This is a genomic window from Paenibacillus sp. FSL R5-0928, assembly GCF_037970385.1.
Taxonomy (GTDB): Bacteria; Bacillota; Bacilli; order Paenibacillales; family Paenibacillaceae; genus Paenibacillus_AQ; species Paenibacillus_AQ odorifer.
Map to the genome: position 1 here is coordinate 5,857,247 of NZ_CP150225.1, position 16,929 is coordinate 5,874,175.

11 protein-coding genes are annotated in these 16,929 nt (G+C 44.8%); all 11 read right to left on the reverse strand.

The annotated features are described in order from the left end of the window. Positions 1-105: 105 nt before the first annotated feature. The 11 genes from MKZ16_RS26460 to MKZ16_RS26510 all read right to left on the reverse strand — a co-directional run bounded on the left by MKZ16_RS26460 (position 106) and on the right by MKZ16_RS26510 (position 16,796). Complete coding sequence (locus MKZ16_RS26460; protein ID WP_038574808.1) at positions 106-1,194, reverse strand: low temperature requirement protein A; 1,089 nt, start codon at positions 1,192-1,194, stop codon at positions 106-108. A gap of 208 nt (positions 1,195-1,402) precedes the next feature. Beyond that, entirely contained in the window at positions 1,403-2,395 is a 993-nt protein-coding gene (locus tag MKZ16_RS26465) for a carbohydrate ABC transporter permease (protein WP_051491074.1), read from the reverse strand. A gap of 3 nt (positions 2,396-2,398) precedes the next feature. Next, complete coding sequence (locus MKZ16_RS26470; protein ID WP_081382489.1) at positions 2,399-3,274, reverse strand: sugar ABC transporter permease; 876 nt, start codon at positions 3,272-3,274, stop codon at positions 2,399-2,401. Positions 3,275-3,278: 4 nt separating this feature from the next. Continuing rightward, positions 3,279-5,651, reverse strand: a complete 2,373-nt coding sequence (locus MKZ16_RS26475; protein WP_076103667.1) for a DUF5696 domain-containing protein — start codon at positions 5,649-5,651, stop codon at positions 3,279-3,281. A gap of 18 nt (positions 5,652-5,669) precedes the next feature. Then, complete coding sequence (locus MKZ16_RS26480) at positions 5,670-6,284, reverse strand: YIP1 family protein (protein ID WP_076103668.1); 615 nt, start codon at positions 6,282-6,284, stop codon at positions 5,670-5,672. Then, positions 6,281-7,774 carry an NHL repeat-containing protein gene (locus MKZ16_RS26485; protein WP_143758971.1) on the reverse strand — a complete coding sequence of 498 codons (1,494 nt, stop codon included), beginning with the start codon at positions 7,772-7,774 and terminating at the stop codon, positions 6,281-6,283. Before MKZ16_RS26485 ends, MKZ16_RS26480 begins: the two co-directional genes overlap by 4 nt. Before the next feature lie 8 nt (positions 7,775-7,782). After that, positions 7,783-8,643 (reverse strand): carbohydrate ABC transporter permease, encoded by an 861-nt coding sequence (locus MKZ16_RS26490; protein ID WP_036679629.1) that lies wholly within the window; start codon positions 8,641-8,643, stop codon positions 7,783-7,785. Position 8,644: 1 nt separating this feature from the next. Further along, the gene (locus MKZ16_RS26495; RefSeq protein ID WP_052097291.1) at positions 8,645-9,610 is read right to left on the reverse strand and encodes a sugar ABC transporter permease; all 966 of its coding nucleotides are present in this window, start codon (positions 9,608-9,610) and stop codon (positions 8,645-8,647) included. Continuing rightward, a complete protein-coding gene (locus MKZ16_RS26500; protein WP_076103671.1) occupies positions 9,607-12,537 on the reverse strand; it encodes an extracellular solute-binding protein in 2,931 nt (976 codons plus the stop codon). Before MKZ16_RS26500 ends, MKZ16_RS26495 begins: the two co-directional genes overlap by 4 nt. 167 nt (positions 12,538-12,704) lie before the next feature. Next, complete coding sequence (locus MKZ16_RS26505) at positions 12,705-14,141, reverse strand: extracellular solute-binding protein (RefSeq protein WP_076103673.1); 1,437 nt, start codon at positions 14,139-14,141, stop codon at positions 12,705-12,707. 75 nt (positions 14,142-14,216) lie between these two features. Continuing rightward, positions 14,217-16,796: an alpha-L-arabinofuranosidase C-terminal domain-containing protein gene (locus MKZ16_RS26510; RefSeq protein ID WP_081393315.1), complete on the reverse strand. Its 2,580-nt coding sequence runs from the start codon at positions 16,794-16,796 to the stop codon at positions 14,217-14,219. Between the last annotated feature and the right edge of the window lie 133 nt (positions 16,797-16,929).

Here is a 16,929-nt window from a genome sequence, read left to right on the forward strand (position 1 = left end):
ACGTAACTAGATAGATTATATTTCATGGGATCTAAAACAAGAAGGAAGCCGATCACATGGATCGGCTTCCTTCTTGTTTTCTTATTCAGCTTCGGCACAACAAGCTTACGTCGTTAATTTTGCATATACCACAAAAAATAACATCATTTCACCAATGATCAGGTAATTAGGTATAAGGAACAACAAATCTACTGCGAAAAAAACACCAAGTAAACCTAATAATAACGCCAAATGGAATATCCCTAACCGTTGCTGTATACGTCTATATTTATGGAAGACCAGTGAGGTAGAGAAGAAGTAAAGCAGGACCGATCCAAAAATAAAACACACCATAAATATATAATTTAATTGATCTAAAAATAACAGTTGGATCGAAGCTGCAATCATACTCAAGGATACATAAATAAATAAATGCCCATAAATTATGGTTTGCCCGGCAGTCTCTATAGTCTTGTCCACTTTCTTTTCAACATTATCAAAATATTGCCACCACATAGCTATAATTAATAGAAAAGTTAATAATGCAAATACAATAGATTGCCACGTCCAGTGGCTAGACTGTAAAACCGCAAGGATACTGACCACTGATTCCCCAAGCAGAATAAGCGTAAACAACGAGAAGCGTTCTAATAAATGATGAGTATTGATCGGACTTTTCACCAAGTATTTCCGACCGACTAATGGAAGCAAAATGTCTACAGTAATTCCCGCATACAAAACTACATAACGCATCCAAGAGTCAAAGAAAAGTGATAAAGAAGAGATCACTAATCCAATCCAAAATCTGCTTCCCAGATACCGGGCAGTGCCCTTTCTATCATCCTCTTCATTCTTATTTACCGTAAGATATTGAATGGCTGTCATAGCTCTTAAACCAACATAACCTATTAAGAATGGCATATAATATTGATCAAAGTTAACCGATAAACTCGCCGTCATTATTAATACAAAAAATAATTGTAGAATCAAGAATATCCGATGTGAAAAGATGTCTTGCCCAAACCGATTCACAAAAAGAGATTGCCCTACCCAAGCCCACCAGATCGGAACAAATATCAAGATAAATTTGGATAAGTATTCAAGTGGGATTGTACCCGCCTCTACATGCAATAGGACATGGCTCGCTTTTGAAACTGCTGCTACAAAAAGCAGATCATAAAATAGCTCCAGCCAAGTAACTTTCTTCTCAGCAATGGATGCTGTACTGTGCTCAAATCCCGATGTGCGTTTATTCATCGTCTGACTCCCTTGGTTTGGATGTGTATTTCTAATACAGTTTATCGAATACTTATCCATCTTAACCGAATTGATATACTAATTTGAAGCCCCTTTGCCTAAAATAAAACCAGCAAGCCCCCACATACGGGAGGCTTGCTGGTTTTTTCTGACTAGAGCTTTGTTCTTATTCCCCGGCAATACCGGAGCGTTCCACACTTTCTACGAAATGACGCTGTACGAACAAATACAGAATCAGAATTGGCAGAATGGTTAGAATACACGCCGCCATAACCTGATTCAGTCCAGTTGGGGCCATCCCAATAGAACCCGAAGTCATTTGCGACATCGTCTCCGCTGCCTGATTATTGGAACCATAAAACATCGCTAATCGCTGCGACAGATTATAGAAATCCGGTGTTGTTAAATACGTATTCGGTTCAAAGCTGTCATTCCAGTGCCATACCACAGAGAACAAGAATACGATCAGCATTGCCGGCTTGGCGATAGGAAACATGATTTTCCAGTACGTTCTGAATGCGCCCGCACCGTCGATACGTGCTGCTTCCTCCAACACTTTAGGCATTCCGCGGTAGAACTGAATAAAGATCAGTACGAATAATGCCCCCTTCAACCCGTGCCCAAACATAGAGGGAACCACAAACGGCAAATGTGTATTAATCCACCCCAAGTCACTAAAGAACAAATACAGTGGCACAACAATCGTCTGCGGTGGAACTAGAAAAGTAAACAACAGCAGAACGAAACATACTGCGTAGCCTGGGAAACGGTATCTGGCAAAGCCATAACCGATTAAGGAACAGCTTAAGATTTGCAGAACCGCACTCCCGAAGGAAATAATCGCACTATTTGCGAACCCGGCCCAGAATTTAAGCGAATCCCATGCCAGAAAATAGTTGCCAAAACTAATCTTTTTCGGAAGCCATTGCACTGTGGCATCGGCCACGTCTGTTACTTGCATCATGGATTTGGATACCATGTATAACAAGGGATATAGGAATACGAACGTTAAGCTGAGAATAACCAAGTAATAAAAAGCGATATTCAGCACCTGAAGCGAACGTTTCACGACCCTGTCCAGCTTGCCGCTTGCTTTTAGACGAGTTGTCAGATGTTCCATGTTCGTTGTCCGAACCTGCTTTACGGATTCCTTCAACATCTTCTACTTCCTCCCTTCGGTGGCACCGAGCGACTTGCTGAATAACAGGAAGACCAAACCCAGAACCAAGAAAATAAACACAAAATAAATCCAACCCATCGCTGAGCCATATCCAAAATCATTATTCTTAAAGACGACATTCAAAATATGACTCATGATTTGATTATCTGCCTTCGTGAATGAGCTGACGATACTAAACAATGTGTTTACGAGCATCATCGGCATAATCATCGGGAAGGTGATTTTCCAAAAGCTTTCCCACGCGGTTGCTCCATCACATTTGGCCGCTTCATACAGTGAAACAGAAATCGTCTGTAACCCCGCTAGAAAAATCAGAATTTGCACGCCAGAATCCCACATCACCAGCGTTAAAGATTCTGCATATTTCAGCAACGACTTCAAAATGTCGCCGGGGATAAAGTTATGGAGCTTATCATATAAATCCTGATTATAAAAAATCGGTAAATTTGCGGCACCCTGATCCATCAATTTGCCCAGGATCGCCCCTGAAGCAATGATGACCGGCAAAAAGAACACGCCACGAAAAAAGGTTTTTCCTACGAGTCCGCGATTTAGCAGAATCGCACAAAAGAGCGAAAAGATAAGAATTAACGGAACCTGAGTCACCGTCGACACCATCGTCGATTTGAGCAGAGGCAAGAAATTAACATCTGTAGTAAAAGCGGCGCGATAATGCTCCATCCCAACAAAAGTGGCCAGTAAGCCACCTTTGCTCACTTGGAGATCCTGAAAGGAATAATACAAGGAACGGCCCAGCGGAACAGCCATAAACACCAGAAATCCGACCAGCCACAGGCCGATGAAGGAATATCCTTCAACGAAATAACGCGCTCGCATCGATAGCTTTGATTTTTTCACTTCATCATCCTCCTGTTACCGCATAGCTGAATGCCTCGACGGTCTGACCAGACACGTCAACAGACTGCTCATTATAGTTGACTATAATGCTCACACCGTTTGCATAAGTCGTCCGAAAGACCTTACTTTGCAGCTGCTCATGATTCGTCATTTGCTGGTTACTAATGCTGTCATAGACCTCTTTCAATGCGAGATAATTCTGTACAGAAGGTGCCAGCCAGTTCTCAAGACTAGAACTGAACAGCCGGTCTGCCATGGTTCTCTGAAGATCGCTAGTCGGAGCATAAGTTAATTCATAACTTGGAAGGGCTCCATATTCCAGCGCCCGTAAGGTTTGGTTACGGGAATCATCGTACAGATTAACCGGGCTTGCTGTATAAGGCACTAAGCCGTGTAACACTAGTTGATAGAAAGGAATCGCCCGATCTGTATAGACAAATTGACTGGAGTCGAGCGGCACTTGATCAATCCGGTTCACATGTCCTAATGTATAGGCAAAACCATAATCTACTGCCGTGTTAAGCTCACCCTTACGGAAGTTATCCAATGCATTAACATAAGTATCTTCTGTAAGCTGGCGGTCCGTATTGGATTTATTATCCTCATCGGAGTATAGCAAGCTTCCAAAGTGTTCAAACTGTACACCCTTCACACCCAAATCCTGGAACTTGCTCAGCTCAGCATTACTGCGTTTTGCGATAACACTAGGTTTCATTAAATAGAAATAATCATCCGTATTCCACCGGGTAGAGAGATAATAAACGTACTGCTTCAAGACTTCACGATTAATGCCGCGCACAGCATCTCTGCTTGCCTTCACGCTGTTGCTATCTTGGTAAGGTTTCACGTAGTTAGCTTTCAAATAAAGATTTACGCCCTTGCCTGCGGCATATTCCTGAAGCTCTTTAAGTCCCTTTTTACCTCCCAGCTTCTTTTCAACCGGAAATTGTTCTGGCTGGTTTCCGTATAAACCATTTTTGGACCATCCCTCGATCGTAATCTCTAGCTGAGTAACACCCTCTGCCTGATATTGATCAATCATGTCCTTGATTTGTTTAAACGTAGCTGCTTCTATAAAAGTTGAACCGATGACTTCATCACGAGAAATCCCACCGAGCACTTGAAGATACAATGGCGTTTTCTCAAGAACTACTTCCTTGACCTTTTTCTCTTCCATTAAGTAATTACGGTATTCCTTCGCCATCCCAACGTAGTTGGCTTCCTCGCCTTGGAGCAGAACATAACGTACGCTACGATCGGTTTTGATCATCTCACCCTGATAATAAGGAATTTGGCCGGAATTGCCGACAAAAATAACATCATCCTTGCGCAGGGTAAATTCACTTGATGCTCTATAAAGCGAAATAGCGCGAATGCCTGATGGAACACCGTTTATTTTAGCGTCGGTATCTCCCTTAGTAACAATTGCTAAATATCCTGTGTCTCCCTGATAGATCCCAAACACTGGCAAAGCGATAGCTTTTTTAAGAGGTGCCGCCTTTTGCCAAGAGTTATCCGTAATTTCATGATTTTGTTTCACGAAGGTTTCGTCCCCGCCGTAAATGTACTCAGAATAACCTTTCAAATAAACGGGATGTTCTTTACGAAACTCCAGCAATGCCCCTGAACCATCTGGAAGCATCATTGCCCCCTCTGCATCTTCTCTAGCCGCATGAAAAAATGGCAGAACCTCCAGACTCGTGAATTTCGCATTCCCCTCTTCCTTCAAATACTCCTGTGGAATGGAAACCTCAAATCCATTAGCCGTCAGTCTGTACTCCAGAGCAAAAGAAAGCTTCAGGCTAATAAAAGCAAACTCCGCGCGGACGACATCTTGCTCAATCGTTACGGTAACCGTGGAGTCCTCATCTTTAAGTGGGTAGACCTGTGTAATGTCAGCCCCCTGTGTGTATCTTGCATAAATCGGCGCGGTCGTGTATTTCTTAATATTTGGCATGGCTGTTCGCTCCAGCTGTGGAGATCCAAGCCACTCCTTGTTTGTGATTTTGTCTGTGATGCGAAGATTTCCCGATTTCTCATCTACATATAAAATATAGCGTTCGTTCTCCAATGCTTTTGTTCCAGGCGTGACCGGCTGCAGCTCAACCTTCTGAACAGGTGCTGCTAAGACGGCTGGGGTCTGCTCTTCTGCAGGAACCACAGTCTCCTTTTCTTGCACGGCTGGGGTCTGTTCTTCAGTTGGTTCAGTTACCACCGATGTTTGCTCTTGCCCAACCTCTTTGCTTTCTTCAGTCTGAACAGACTGCGCAGCGGTGGACGGATCGGCGGAACTGTGTAGGGGTTGAACATTTATCACTGCGAACAGCATCATCACAACAATACAGAGAATGCCCCGCACTTTAACTTTTTTTCTCATCGTGTTACCTTTCCCTCCTTACGCGCGCAATCTCAACTCTTTGAGCAGATCGACAATAAATGAAACAAATTGATTGGAAATACCAAACAGCAAAATACCTACGAACCAGATAATGGCGATTCCTATTACACTGATTATGGTGATAAAAATAACCTTGCGAATCTCAAAATCATGCAGGATCTTCACCTTCATTAAAATCAACCAAGCCACCCAAAGAATCACAAACTTGTGCAGCAGATTGAAGGTTGAAGCCTCATCCAGCGAAAGGACCAACGTTAACAGTGTGACTGGAAGGATAAAGAGCATGTATGGAACAAGGGCAAAGGCACTGCCCACAAAAATCTCTTTGAATTTCCCCTCACCATCCATAATCGTACTGACACCCCAGTTCGAGACACACCAGGTCAACCAAGGAACGATAAGCCAAATAAACTCATGAAACATGGAGATTTCATGCGGCTCTCTAGTTTGAAAAGCATACCCTGTAATCAGAATCGAGATCATTCGTACCACAAAGGTCAGTAGAACGATGGCAATCCCCTGTATCCAGCGGATACGCTGCTTTCCTTGAATATCGTTATAGAACTGATAAGGATGAACTACAACCTGATGAATCATTCGCAAAGTGTTCATCCAATCTCCCCCTTTGCCGGATCCAATACTGCCTTGTTTCCTCTATACAGCCAGGCATGGAATTTCCGGTATAATCTCGGCGCACTCCAGAGCAGTACTAAGAACAGCCCGATTCCGCCGGCAAAGAAATAAGTAAAGTGCTCCCGGATAAACAATTTACGATATTCGCGGAAAGCGGATGAATAGTCAGCTTTGAAATTTGAAAGCTTGAAATAGCTCATAGATTCTTTATATTGCTCTGCTTTATAAAGAGCTTTGCCGATAGCCTGATAAGCCATATCATAATTAGCATTCAGCCGCAGTACCTCTTGCCATAAGGATTGCGCTTCGTCATAGCTGCCATCTACATATAGCAAAGATGCCTGATGAACCAAATCCGCAAACGGCGTGGTCCGGAAGCGATCGATTCTGCCCCGTCCTTTATCCACTACATAGATCAGGCCATCAGCGGTTTGATCTACGGCGGAAGGAGTCACGAAGAGTCCATTCTGATCCCCAATCCCGCCAAAGCTGAATAACAAATTCCCCAGCTTGTCATATTGGAAGACTTTACTGGACTGCAAATCCAGCGCAGTTATAAATCCGTTCTTATCAATACTGATCCCCATAAAGGAAGCCATACTGAATGGACCCTCAGAGTAATAATCACCGTACCAGCGTTTACCAATGTTCAGCGTATCTACGCCTACCGGAGATAACCGTTTGATCTGGTTGTACTCTTCGCCCAAGGTTGTGCTGTAGATAAACCCTTCTTCATCCAGATCCACGTTCGAGAACTCAGAAGGTTTAACGGTCGCCAGCTGGTTCTGCTGCTCTTTAGTAGCCACCAGCTTAATTAAGAGACGTGTCCATGAGAAACCTACATGGTTTGCCCCATAGAACCCCTTGAACTTACCGCCTGAGTCAATTTGCAGCAAACCCTGCGTGTTACCATCGCTCACCACATACATATAATCACGCTTATCTACGACTAATTTAGAAGGTGAATAAGAGAAATTAGCACCCAGTAATGGGCTATCAGGCTTTAGAAACTCTTTTACGAACTTGCCATTTTTATCAAAAATAGCAATACGCGCGTTTTTTGTATCTGCTACATATACCGTTCCATCCTCTTTCACGAATACACCCTTCGGCTCTTGCAGCTTGCCGCTGCCTTCCGTATCGCCGATCAGATTTAGCAGACGACCGTCCTTATCCATATGAACAATACGGCTATTGCCCGTGTCTACTACGTAGAGTGAATCGTCATCACTAATAAAGAGAGATTCCGGATTTTTGAAGGACCCCGTATCTGTTCCTGTTGGATCGATAGAAGAATCGTAGAGATAACCATTAATCGAGCGGACCTCATTGCCGGACTGATTCCACGTATACCCCTCATATGGGGCTTCACCAGCTAGCGCCTGCCCTGGAAGCAGCAGCACTGGCAGTGTCAGCGTCACCAGTAGCCCTGTTAGCAGCATTTTTTTCATATTACGTCCTATCATCATGACTCCCCCTATTCCTTCAGCCCCGAATGGGCCATTGTCTGAAGCACCATCCGCTGCGTTAATATAAAGACAAGAATAGTCGGGAGAATCATCAAGAAGCTTGCTGCTGCCAAAGTGCCTACCCTAGCAACGACTCCGGCTCCACCACTGATAGTTTGGATGGCGAGCGGCAATGTCTTCATTTCCTGAACAGTCGTATAGACCATTGAAGGATACGGATCATTCCAAGCAGAAATGAAGCTAAATAAAGCAAAAGTCGAAATCGCCGGCTTAAGCATTGGCATCACAACCACCCAGAATACCTTCCATTCTGAAGCCCCGTCTATGCGGGCCGCCTCTAATAAAGCGTCTGGAAGCTGCCGCAGGAACTGGGTCATAAGAAACATTCCCATGGGTGCAGCCAGATAAGGTAAGATCATTGCAAAATACGAATTCATTAATCCGCTGCGGCTAATCAGCAGATATTGCGGTATTTGCAATACTAAGGGTGAGAACATCAGCGCCGCCACAATCATACTAAAGATAGCGCTTTTAAATGGCATATTGTGCTTGGCAAGCGGATAAGCCGCCATTGCTGAAATTAAGACACCCCCGACCACAATCCCCGATGTAACGACCACGCTATTGAAAATAAACCGTGAGAACGGCACCGCCGAGGTTCCGGTAATTAACAACAAATCACGAAAGTTCACCAACGTCGGATTCACTACGAAAAACCGCGGTGGGAACAGGAATAGTTCGCTTGTTGGTTTTAAAGCAGTCACTGCCATATAGACAAGTGGCAGCAGCATAATTAGGCCAAACACCGTTAAGAACAGATATAAAAAGATGCCGCCATAGTCAATACGCCGTAAATTTATTTTGTGCATCCTAATCCCTCCCCAGCACTTTGAAGATGAGACGGTTGAGCCCAAGCATCAAAGCGAACAGTAATACAGCAATCGCTGACGCATATCCCATCTCAAAGCGGATAAATGCGTAGTCGAACAGATGCGCCATAATAGTATGGCCTGCATAAAGGGGACTCGGAAATCCAACAAGCCGCATACTGACGTCAAATACGGTAAGCGAACCGACCACCTGCATCACCGCACCGAATAACAGCTGCGGTTTGACGCATGGAATCGTAATGTACCAAAGCTCCTGCCAGCGGTACTTGACCCCATCAATTGAGCCAGCTTCATATAAATCTGTCGGTACATTTTGAAGTCCGGCCAGAAAAGCAAGGAAACCTACCCCCATACTCATCCATAAGGAAACTATGATGATAACGGGTACAATGGAATCCACATTTTGCAGAAATAAATAAGGTTCATTGATAATCCCCAGCTGAATGAGCCAGTGATTAAGCAACCCCTTGCGGTCGCCGGCGAACAAATACAACCAAACCACGGACATCGCTACTGCACTTGTAATCGATGGCACATAGTAGCATAAGGTATAGAAAAAACGGAACTTCTGCGGAATCTGGCTAATCAGCCAGGCCAGCAAGAAGGCCATAATATAACCTATCGGACCTGTAATAATGGCAAATTTCAGCGTAATCCCAACAGCTTTAAGAAAGATATCATCGTCTACAAACAACAGCTTATAGTTAGAGAAGCCAATGAATCTCGGTGTCTCAATAATGTTGTAATAGCTGAAGCTTAGAACGACGGACATGATAATAGGAACAATAGTAAAAACGGTGAACAGAATCAGGAAAGGGGCCAAGAAATAATAGGAAACTTTATTTTTCTTGATATCTAACCAAAGCTGAGTCCATTTCCCGGGAGTTTTCGTCGGCTGCATCTGTACGGCTTCGTTCTGTGCCGGTGTAATTATTTCACTACTCATTTCTGACCTCCTTCCTCTTTGGCGCTTGAAGTCTGGGAAGTTTCAATTCCGAACTCTTCGCGTTTCTTACTAAGCTCTTTATTGATTTCACGCACACCTTGCTCCATCGCCTCCCGCGGGAATTTACCGTTGAGCACAATTTCATTCCAGATGTTGGCGATATGCCGGGTCGTGTAATATCCTCCAAGCACCACTTCGCGCTCTTTAAACCACTCCCACTGTTCCATAATGGCGTCGATATCATCTTGCTGCCACGGCAGACGTTTGAGTGCTTCAACATTGGCTGTATTCCAACGAGCTTCAACACCCAGCAAAGACTCAAGCTCTGAGCCGAAGTTCTCCTGTGCATCCGCACTGGTCCACCATTTCAGGAACTCCCAAGATTCTTCTTTCATATCCGTATCCTTAAAAATAATTCCTGTCTGTGCAAGCCCGCCTGTAGAACGGTTAATCTGTCCATCTGCTTGTTCAATACCCGGCATTGGTTTCATGCCCCACCAGCCTGTCAATTCAGGTGCGGCTGTAGATAACAGAATGTATGTGGAATAATCAGCAACGCCGATTGGCATCTCTCCAGAACGGAAACGGTTATAGAAATCCGCTTGTTTCTGCAGCTTGTAGTTCGTAAAGAGTCCCGTCCACATTTTCATAGCTGTCAGTGCTTCTGGTGAATCCAGATCAGACAACATCCCATTATTCTTATAGAAATCCCCGCCATACTGGAATAAGAACGGCGCAAACTCATTAATTGCTAGACTTGGATTGTTCGGGGCATGTGGATAATAGAAGTCCATCCCGTTTTGTTGCAGCACAGGAATCAGTTCCATAACCTCTTGCCACGTATCCGGAATATCCTTCTCGCTAATGCCCAGCTGTGCCATAATATCTTTCCGGTAAAAGAGCATCGTGAAGTTCTGATTCTCAGGTAAGGCAAAATCTCCGTTATCATACTTATAAGGAATCAGTGCACCCGCTCTGAAACGTTCAGCAACCTCTTGATAATCTGAGAATTCATTCAGATTCACGAGTGAATTCCGCACCGCGAAGTCAATCGGCACTTCACCCTCAACCCCCAGTGCCACATCGGGAGCAAGTCCGGCAGTATTGGCTAATAACAGAATCTGCTTCTGATCCGCTGCAAGCGTAGGAATAATATTGACGTTCACCTTGATGCCCGTGTTTGGTGTAAAGTCCTCATCCACCATTTGCTTAATGATCTCCGCCCAATCACGTCCACGAGAGATCCAGACATCCAGCACCTTTTCATTTTTGTACGTATTTCCTATGCCGCTGTAATCCTTTGTAAAAGAACTAAAGAAGTCATACGTCATCGTCCCTACACGGGTATACCAAGGAGCCGCGTCTTTAGGCCATGGCTGATCTTCCGACTTCACTTCAATATAGTCCATTACAATACTCTGCTTCATTAATCCGTTGACCCATAAGCCCAGCGATGACTGCAGATCCGTAAATTGCTGAAGACGACCTGGAATACTTGAGGTATCCTTCGCCATTTCCAGGAACCGGTCACGTGCTTCATAAAGCGTACTCAGCTCAGAGCTTCCATCAGCAACGCCAAAAGCATACATATCCTGCACGGCATCATCCAACGTCCGCGCCATCAAATGTAAACGTGGCACAAGATTAGGAATGTTCTGCTCCAGCTGCCAATCCCCGTTTGGATCGGGGTTCGTTCCCGTTACCTGCGTGATTTCACGTCCCAAAAGAGACATTTTATGTGTAGTGTTCAGCACAGCTTCAATCATTCCGCCTACACCCGATACTTGAACCTCCATCCGCAACGTATGCTTGCCTTGTTCGAGATAAAAGAAGTATTCTCCGTCCTCATTCCCCAGCTTGTTTACTTGCCATTCCGCTTTGTAAGGGAATTTCAAGGCATTCAGCTCTTGGAACGGTACCTCGCCATCAATCATAATCCGGCGTTCCACCGGTATCCCGTTTAGGAACCACTGGCCGTAACGAATTGCGATATTGTAGAGCCCTGACTCAGGAATCTCGAAATCCCATTCCGCCCATTGTCCACCCGTACGCCACCCGACACCCCCAAAACTATTAAGCACAATAGCATCTTTGTTAAAAGGTTCGGTGAGTGGCTCCCGGTCCTCGATCCGCTTCAGCGTTGGATCTGAACGAAGGGAGGATTCTTCTGCCTGAATTTTAATCACTTGATTCTGAACAGGCTTGTAACCCTTATTCTCATACTCCTGCTTCACTTCCGCATAAGTCGGGAGCGGTTCTGGAGAAAATATTCTCAGTTCACTAAGTGCAGCCGGTTCCCGGATGGCTTCCAGCTTCACCGTATGCTCCCCTTTGGTCAGATAAAAGCGAAAGGGATCCGCAGTTCTGGCCTCGGCATCTCGAAACTCCCGATATTGCCAGCCTGTTACCTCTTCCCGCTTGGGATTAAATTCATTCCCTTGATTGTCCAGCCATGGCTCTGCACTTTCCTTCCACATCCGCTGGAATTCCATTTTTTTTACTTGAGAGAATAAATACTCCCCATCAATCTTTACGCTTCGAATGATCGAGGATCGTTTACCAGGAAGGGCATAATACTCCATCCCCATCTGATACAACCCATCTGCCGGAACCGTAAATTTATATTCCACCCAGCTATCCTCTGCTTTAAGCGCTAGTACCTTGCCGGGTTTTCCACCAAGATCCGTCATTACCTCTGTACCTTCAGAACTAATGGCCTTATAATCCCCCGAAGGAATAGCAAGCGTAAAATCCGATGAGTCCTTTGCTCCATCCTGCTGTTTTTCCTCGTAATAGCTTAAGTAAGAGGCTTCGAGTTTTGAATTCACACTATCGCTTTCTAAAATAGAGCTTTCATCAACATCCGCATAAACGGGGATGCCATCCATCGCTGAATTATCAAACCCTCGTGATTGATTCCACCACACTAGGGAGACTCCTAAAAGTACCAGTAACAACAAACTAATCTTATATTTTCGCAGTATGCGTAACACGCATCGGTCTCCTCCCATCTTTACGGGCCTCTCGGACTTAAGTGAATACAAGCAGGGCAGCTCTGGCAATTGCAGGCTGCCCCTCCTGTTATTAGATTTCCTTACGGCTGCATTCCCATTGCCTTTTTAAAGGCAGCAATTTCTTTGGAAGCTTGCTTCAAGACATCATCACCAATTTTTTGAATAGCCGTCTTGGAATCTGTGTTCTTAGCCAGTGCATCACCGATCGCCGTTATAAAGATTTCCCAGCCCTTGTTATCTACTGGTGTAAGGTGTTTGACAGGAATATCATTGCTTAATTGTTCATATAGTTTAAATTCCTCTTGCCCACCCAGATATTCATTTTTAGTGTTTGCGTACCAATCAAGACTGGAAATATCCTTGTAACCTGGCTGAATGGAATGTTTTGTCCAAATTTTCCAAGCATTTTCACTTCTCATGCTCCATTGAATGTAAGCCCATGCTGCTTCTTTATTTTTGCTTTGCGAAGGGATAACAAAGCTTGATCCGCCCATTCCCACGTTAATGCCTACTGGCAAACGGGTTACTTTCCACTTTCCGGAAAGCTCAGGGAATGTTTCTTGAAGTCCGCGCGCTCCGAATGAACCCGATACGACACCAACCAAATCACCTTTTAGAACTAGCTGTTTACCTTCGTCTGAGCCATAACCGATATGTGGTGCCCAGCCCAGCTGTTGTCCACGTTTTGTAATATCGAGAACCTTCACCATTTTGTCCGTATTACGTGTCCAGTTCATATCCTTATCAAAGTAACCGACTTCATCTCCTGCCCATACGATCGGGCCATCGCTCCACTCCATAAAATATTTACCGTTAGCTTTCAAAATTTGAGCCAGGTTCAAGAGATTCTCTTCATCTTGCATGTATTCACCGAGCTCAGCAGGATCACTTGGCAATCCAAGCTCTTCAAAAATGTCTGCACGGTAGTAATAAACCCCCGGGGTCATATCCCAAGGCATACCAAGCAGCTGTGAGCTGTCCGGTGTCATCCAACGTTCCCAGTTATACGGAACAACCAGATCTTTATATTTTCCAGCGTTATAAGGCTCTTCCAAAAGATTCTCCAAAACATTTCCCGCCATATAACGGTTCAACTGGTACATCTCTACTTCTGCTACGTCCGGTGCCCCGCTACCTGCGGCGATTGTGGTTTGCAGCTTGTCATGCAGGTCGCCAAAGGGCATAACTACCGTCTTCAGCTTAATACCAGGATATTCAGCCATAAATGCAGCGCCGACTTCATCAAATACTTTTTCATTAAAGGCCCAAACCGTAACCTCACCTTGAATATCTTTGCTTGGCAGGTCGTTGGCAGGATCTGTTGCTTCCGTGCCCTCTGTAGCTGTTGCATTGGTTGGCTCACTAGCATTATTGGTTTTTTCAGTGTTCGTTTTCCCGTTGTTAGCTGCATTTTGATTCGTTGTTGAGCTTCCAGCGCTGCTACAGGCTGACAGAATAAGCACAAAAACCATTAACATACATACGACTAAACTGCTCGTTTTTCTTTTCGAAATCATAACCTAACCTCCCTCTTAAATTGAACAAATAAATGCTTGTTTATAGTGAAGGAGTGAACCTCCCTCCATGACCGGCTATTTCCCCCCTTCCTTTAGTCTTAACACGGTCACGGAATATTTCGGGAATTCAAACTCCAGACTACCTTTGTCTACACTTACCTTTTGAGTTACAGGTGCCACCTTGTCAGGTTCAGCGAAGCTATTCTCAGCATTTAAATCGTCCGACTGAAGTACGGTAGCTGTTCCTCCCAGGCTTGATGTGGCAAGTCCGGCAAAAGAAACATCCGTGCGCTGAGCAGTGTCACCCGCATTAACGACTTTAACGATCAGCTCACCTGTGGCAAGATCACGGCTTGCAGTTTGGAACAGCGGCCCTGCTGGACTTTCATCGTTCACCTCTTGTATAAGCTCATCGTCGAGATAGAGCCGGATATTAGCACCTGATAATTCAATGCGGATATCATACAATTTCCCAGTCTCAATCCTTACAGGAACCGTTCTTCCGATGACTGCTCTTGTTCCACCTACTGATTTTTCAATCGCGCTCTGCGTATTTCCCCAGCCGCCAAGATTCCACCAATAGAAATTGCCTTCATCTTTAGAGCCGAACATAATGAGCATGCCTTCTGCTCCGCCAGTCTTTTTCGCCTTAAGAGAAAGTGTATAATCACTCCATGAAGCCTCACCGGCAACTGCGCGAATATCAATATCATTAGAAGTCTGCTTAAAAGTACCCTTGGATTGTTCCCAGTCCCCATTGTTTAGAGTCCAGGCTCCGGAATCCTTCTTGAAATGATCTTCAAAAAGAACGTCATCACCTTTCGCTACTCGTATATCGCTGTACTCTACCTGGGTGGCCCAAGTCCCCAAACCAATTCCACCTTGAATGGATTGCTTACCGGAGGTTTCTTCTTGTCCTAGAGCCACAAGTGAGGTTGGAAGAACTACATCCCCCTTATTGCTTCCGAACATCTGCTGCACATGATAAGAAGGTGTTCCGTAGCTAGTCGATGAATCAAATACAATAGCGTCCGGGTTCCAAGTACGATCCTTCGTATTCACAAACAACGGAGCATAGGAGGACATTTTCACGATATCAGAATTCCGTTCCATACCCATCATAAAAGCGGCCTCGCCGATTGCAGCGTTCAGATTGCCTTCTCCGGCACCCTTGGTCACCGCATACTCACCAACATAAATCTCAGGACCACTACGGTCATAAGTATCGTATCTGTTCGAGTTGCTGAGGAACCATTCAGAGGTTTCATAGTAATGCTCATCAACCAGTTCGATAGGCTCCCCTTCAACTGCCGCATTGGCAATGAGATGAATCTCTGGATACTGCTCTTTAATTGCCTTATAAAACAAGCCATAACGCTTAATATATTCACTCATCTGGAAATTGTTTTCGTTACCAATCTCTACATATTTCATATTAAAAGGCTCCGGATGACCATTGGCGGCTCTTTGTGCCCCCCATTTGCTAGTAACCGGTCCGTTTGCATATTCAATGGCGTCCAGCGCATCTTGTATCCACGGCTGAATTTCACTGACTGGAACGGTATTCTGCTTGGCTATAGGATCTCCGTTATGTGAAATCCCGATATAAGCTACATATAATGGTTCCGCTTTCAGATCTTCAGCCCATTGCAGATATTCGTGGAAGCCCAGCCCATCTGAGGAGCGATAATCCCAATATCCCTTATGACCGGGACGCGTCTCAATCGGTCCAATGGTATTCTTCCATTGATAAGCATCTGTTGGCGTTTTTCCTTCCACAAAACATCCCCCCGGAAAACGAACGAATGCGGGTTTCATCGCAGCTACCTTTTCAGCCAAATCGATGCGAAGTCCATTCTCCCTGTTGTTCCAAGTCTCAGGAAACAAAGACACCATATCGAGATAAACAGTACCTACATTTGCAGCAGAGATTACAATTCGTGCGTTTGCTACAGTACCTGTAGAAGTCAGTGTGTATGTATATGGGTTCCATCCTTCTTTTAACTTATCAACGGTCTGTTCTGCATATAGCTCTTTGCCATCCGGGCTTTCTAACGTTATACGCAGTGGCATATTGTCCCCTGGCTCTGGCCGCGCATAGAAAGACAACTTGTAACTGGCATCCTTCGTCAAAGCGATCCCCCAGTAACCGTTATTCACAGCAGATACCGAACCGCCCTCGGCAGCAGATGATACTGTTAAAGCCATTGCCTGGGTCTGAGCCTCGTTCAAAAGCTTAGTGCCGGTCAGAGCAAGCTTCCCTTTACTGCCTCCTTTTTCATCAATCCACCAATTGAACAATGTGACCGAACTATCCTCAAAGGAACGATTGGAAATCAGCTCTGCATATAGCCCTCCATCTCCCGCATGATTAATCTCTTCGAAAAAGGCTCCGTACAACATCGGGCTTATCTTAGCTCCCGGATTTTCCGTATCCACGGTCAACGTATACGCGGGTCCACTACTTGTATTAGCTGCTGTCGCCGGTGGAACAGTTTCCTTTCCCGCTTCACCCGTTGCTTCTACGGCAGATTCCTTAGACTGAGACAGTGGCGCGGTGTTTTCTCCCTTAGAAGCCCAATAATACGTCAGACCGCCAACTACAATCACGAAAATCAGCACCGTAAGCCATAGTTTTCGTCCATATTTATTCAAAGATATTTACCCCCAACTTTTTATTAGCATTTTCATTTTCTTATGAAGCGAACAAATCCTTCCATTCGTAAAAACTTAAAATCATTCCGTAAAACCTAAATGAATCCGTTTCCATTGATAAAATACCATACTA

What these genes read in the sequence shown, in the direction of transcription:
- MKZ16_RS26465 (WP_051491074.1), bottom strand. Translation starts at nt 2,395, where the DNA reads ATGTTGAAGGAATCCGTAAAGCAGGTTCGGACAACGAACATGGAACAT.
- MKZ16_RS26475 (WP_076103667.1), bottom strand. Translation starts at nt 5,651, where the DNA reads ATGAGAAAAAAAGTTAAAGTGCGGGGCATTCTCTGTATTGTTGTGATG.
- MKZ16_RS26480 (WP_076103668.1), bottom strand. Translation starts at nt 6,284, where the DNA reads ATGAACACTTTGCGAATGATTCATCAGGTTGTAGTTCATCCTTATCAG.
- MKZ16_RS26485 (WP_143758971.1), bottom strand. Translation starts at nt 7,774, where the DNA reads ATGATGATAGGACGTAATATGAAAAAAATGCTGCTAACAGGGCTACTG.
- MKZ16_RS26490 (WP_036679629.1), bottom strand. Translation starts at nt 8,643, where the DNA reads ATGCACAAAATAAATTTACGGCGTATTGACTATGGCGGCATCTTTTTA.
- MKZ16_RS26495 (WP_052097291.1), bottom strand. Translation starts at nt 9,610, where the DNA reads ATGAGTAGTGAAATAATTACACCGGCACAGAACGAAGCCGTACAGATG.
- MKZ16_RS26505 (WP_076103673.1), bottom strand. Translation starts at nt 14,141, where the DNA reads ATGATTTCGAAAAGAAAAACGAGCAGTTTAGTCGTATGTATGTTAATG.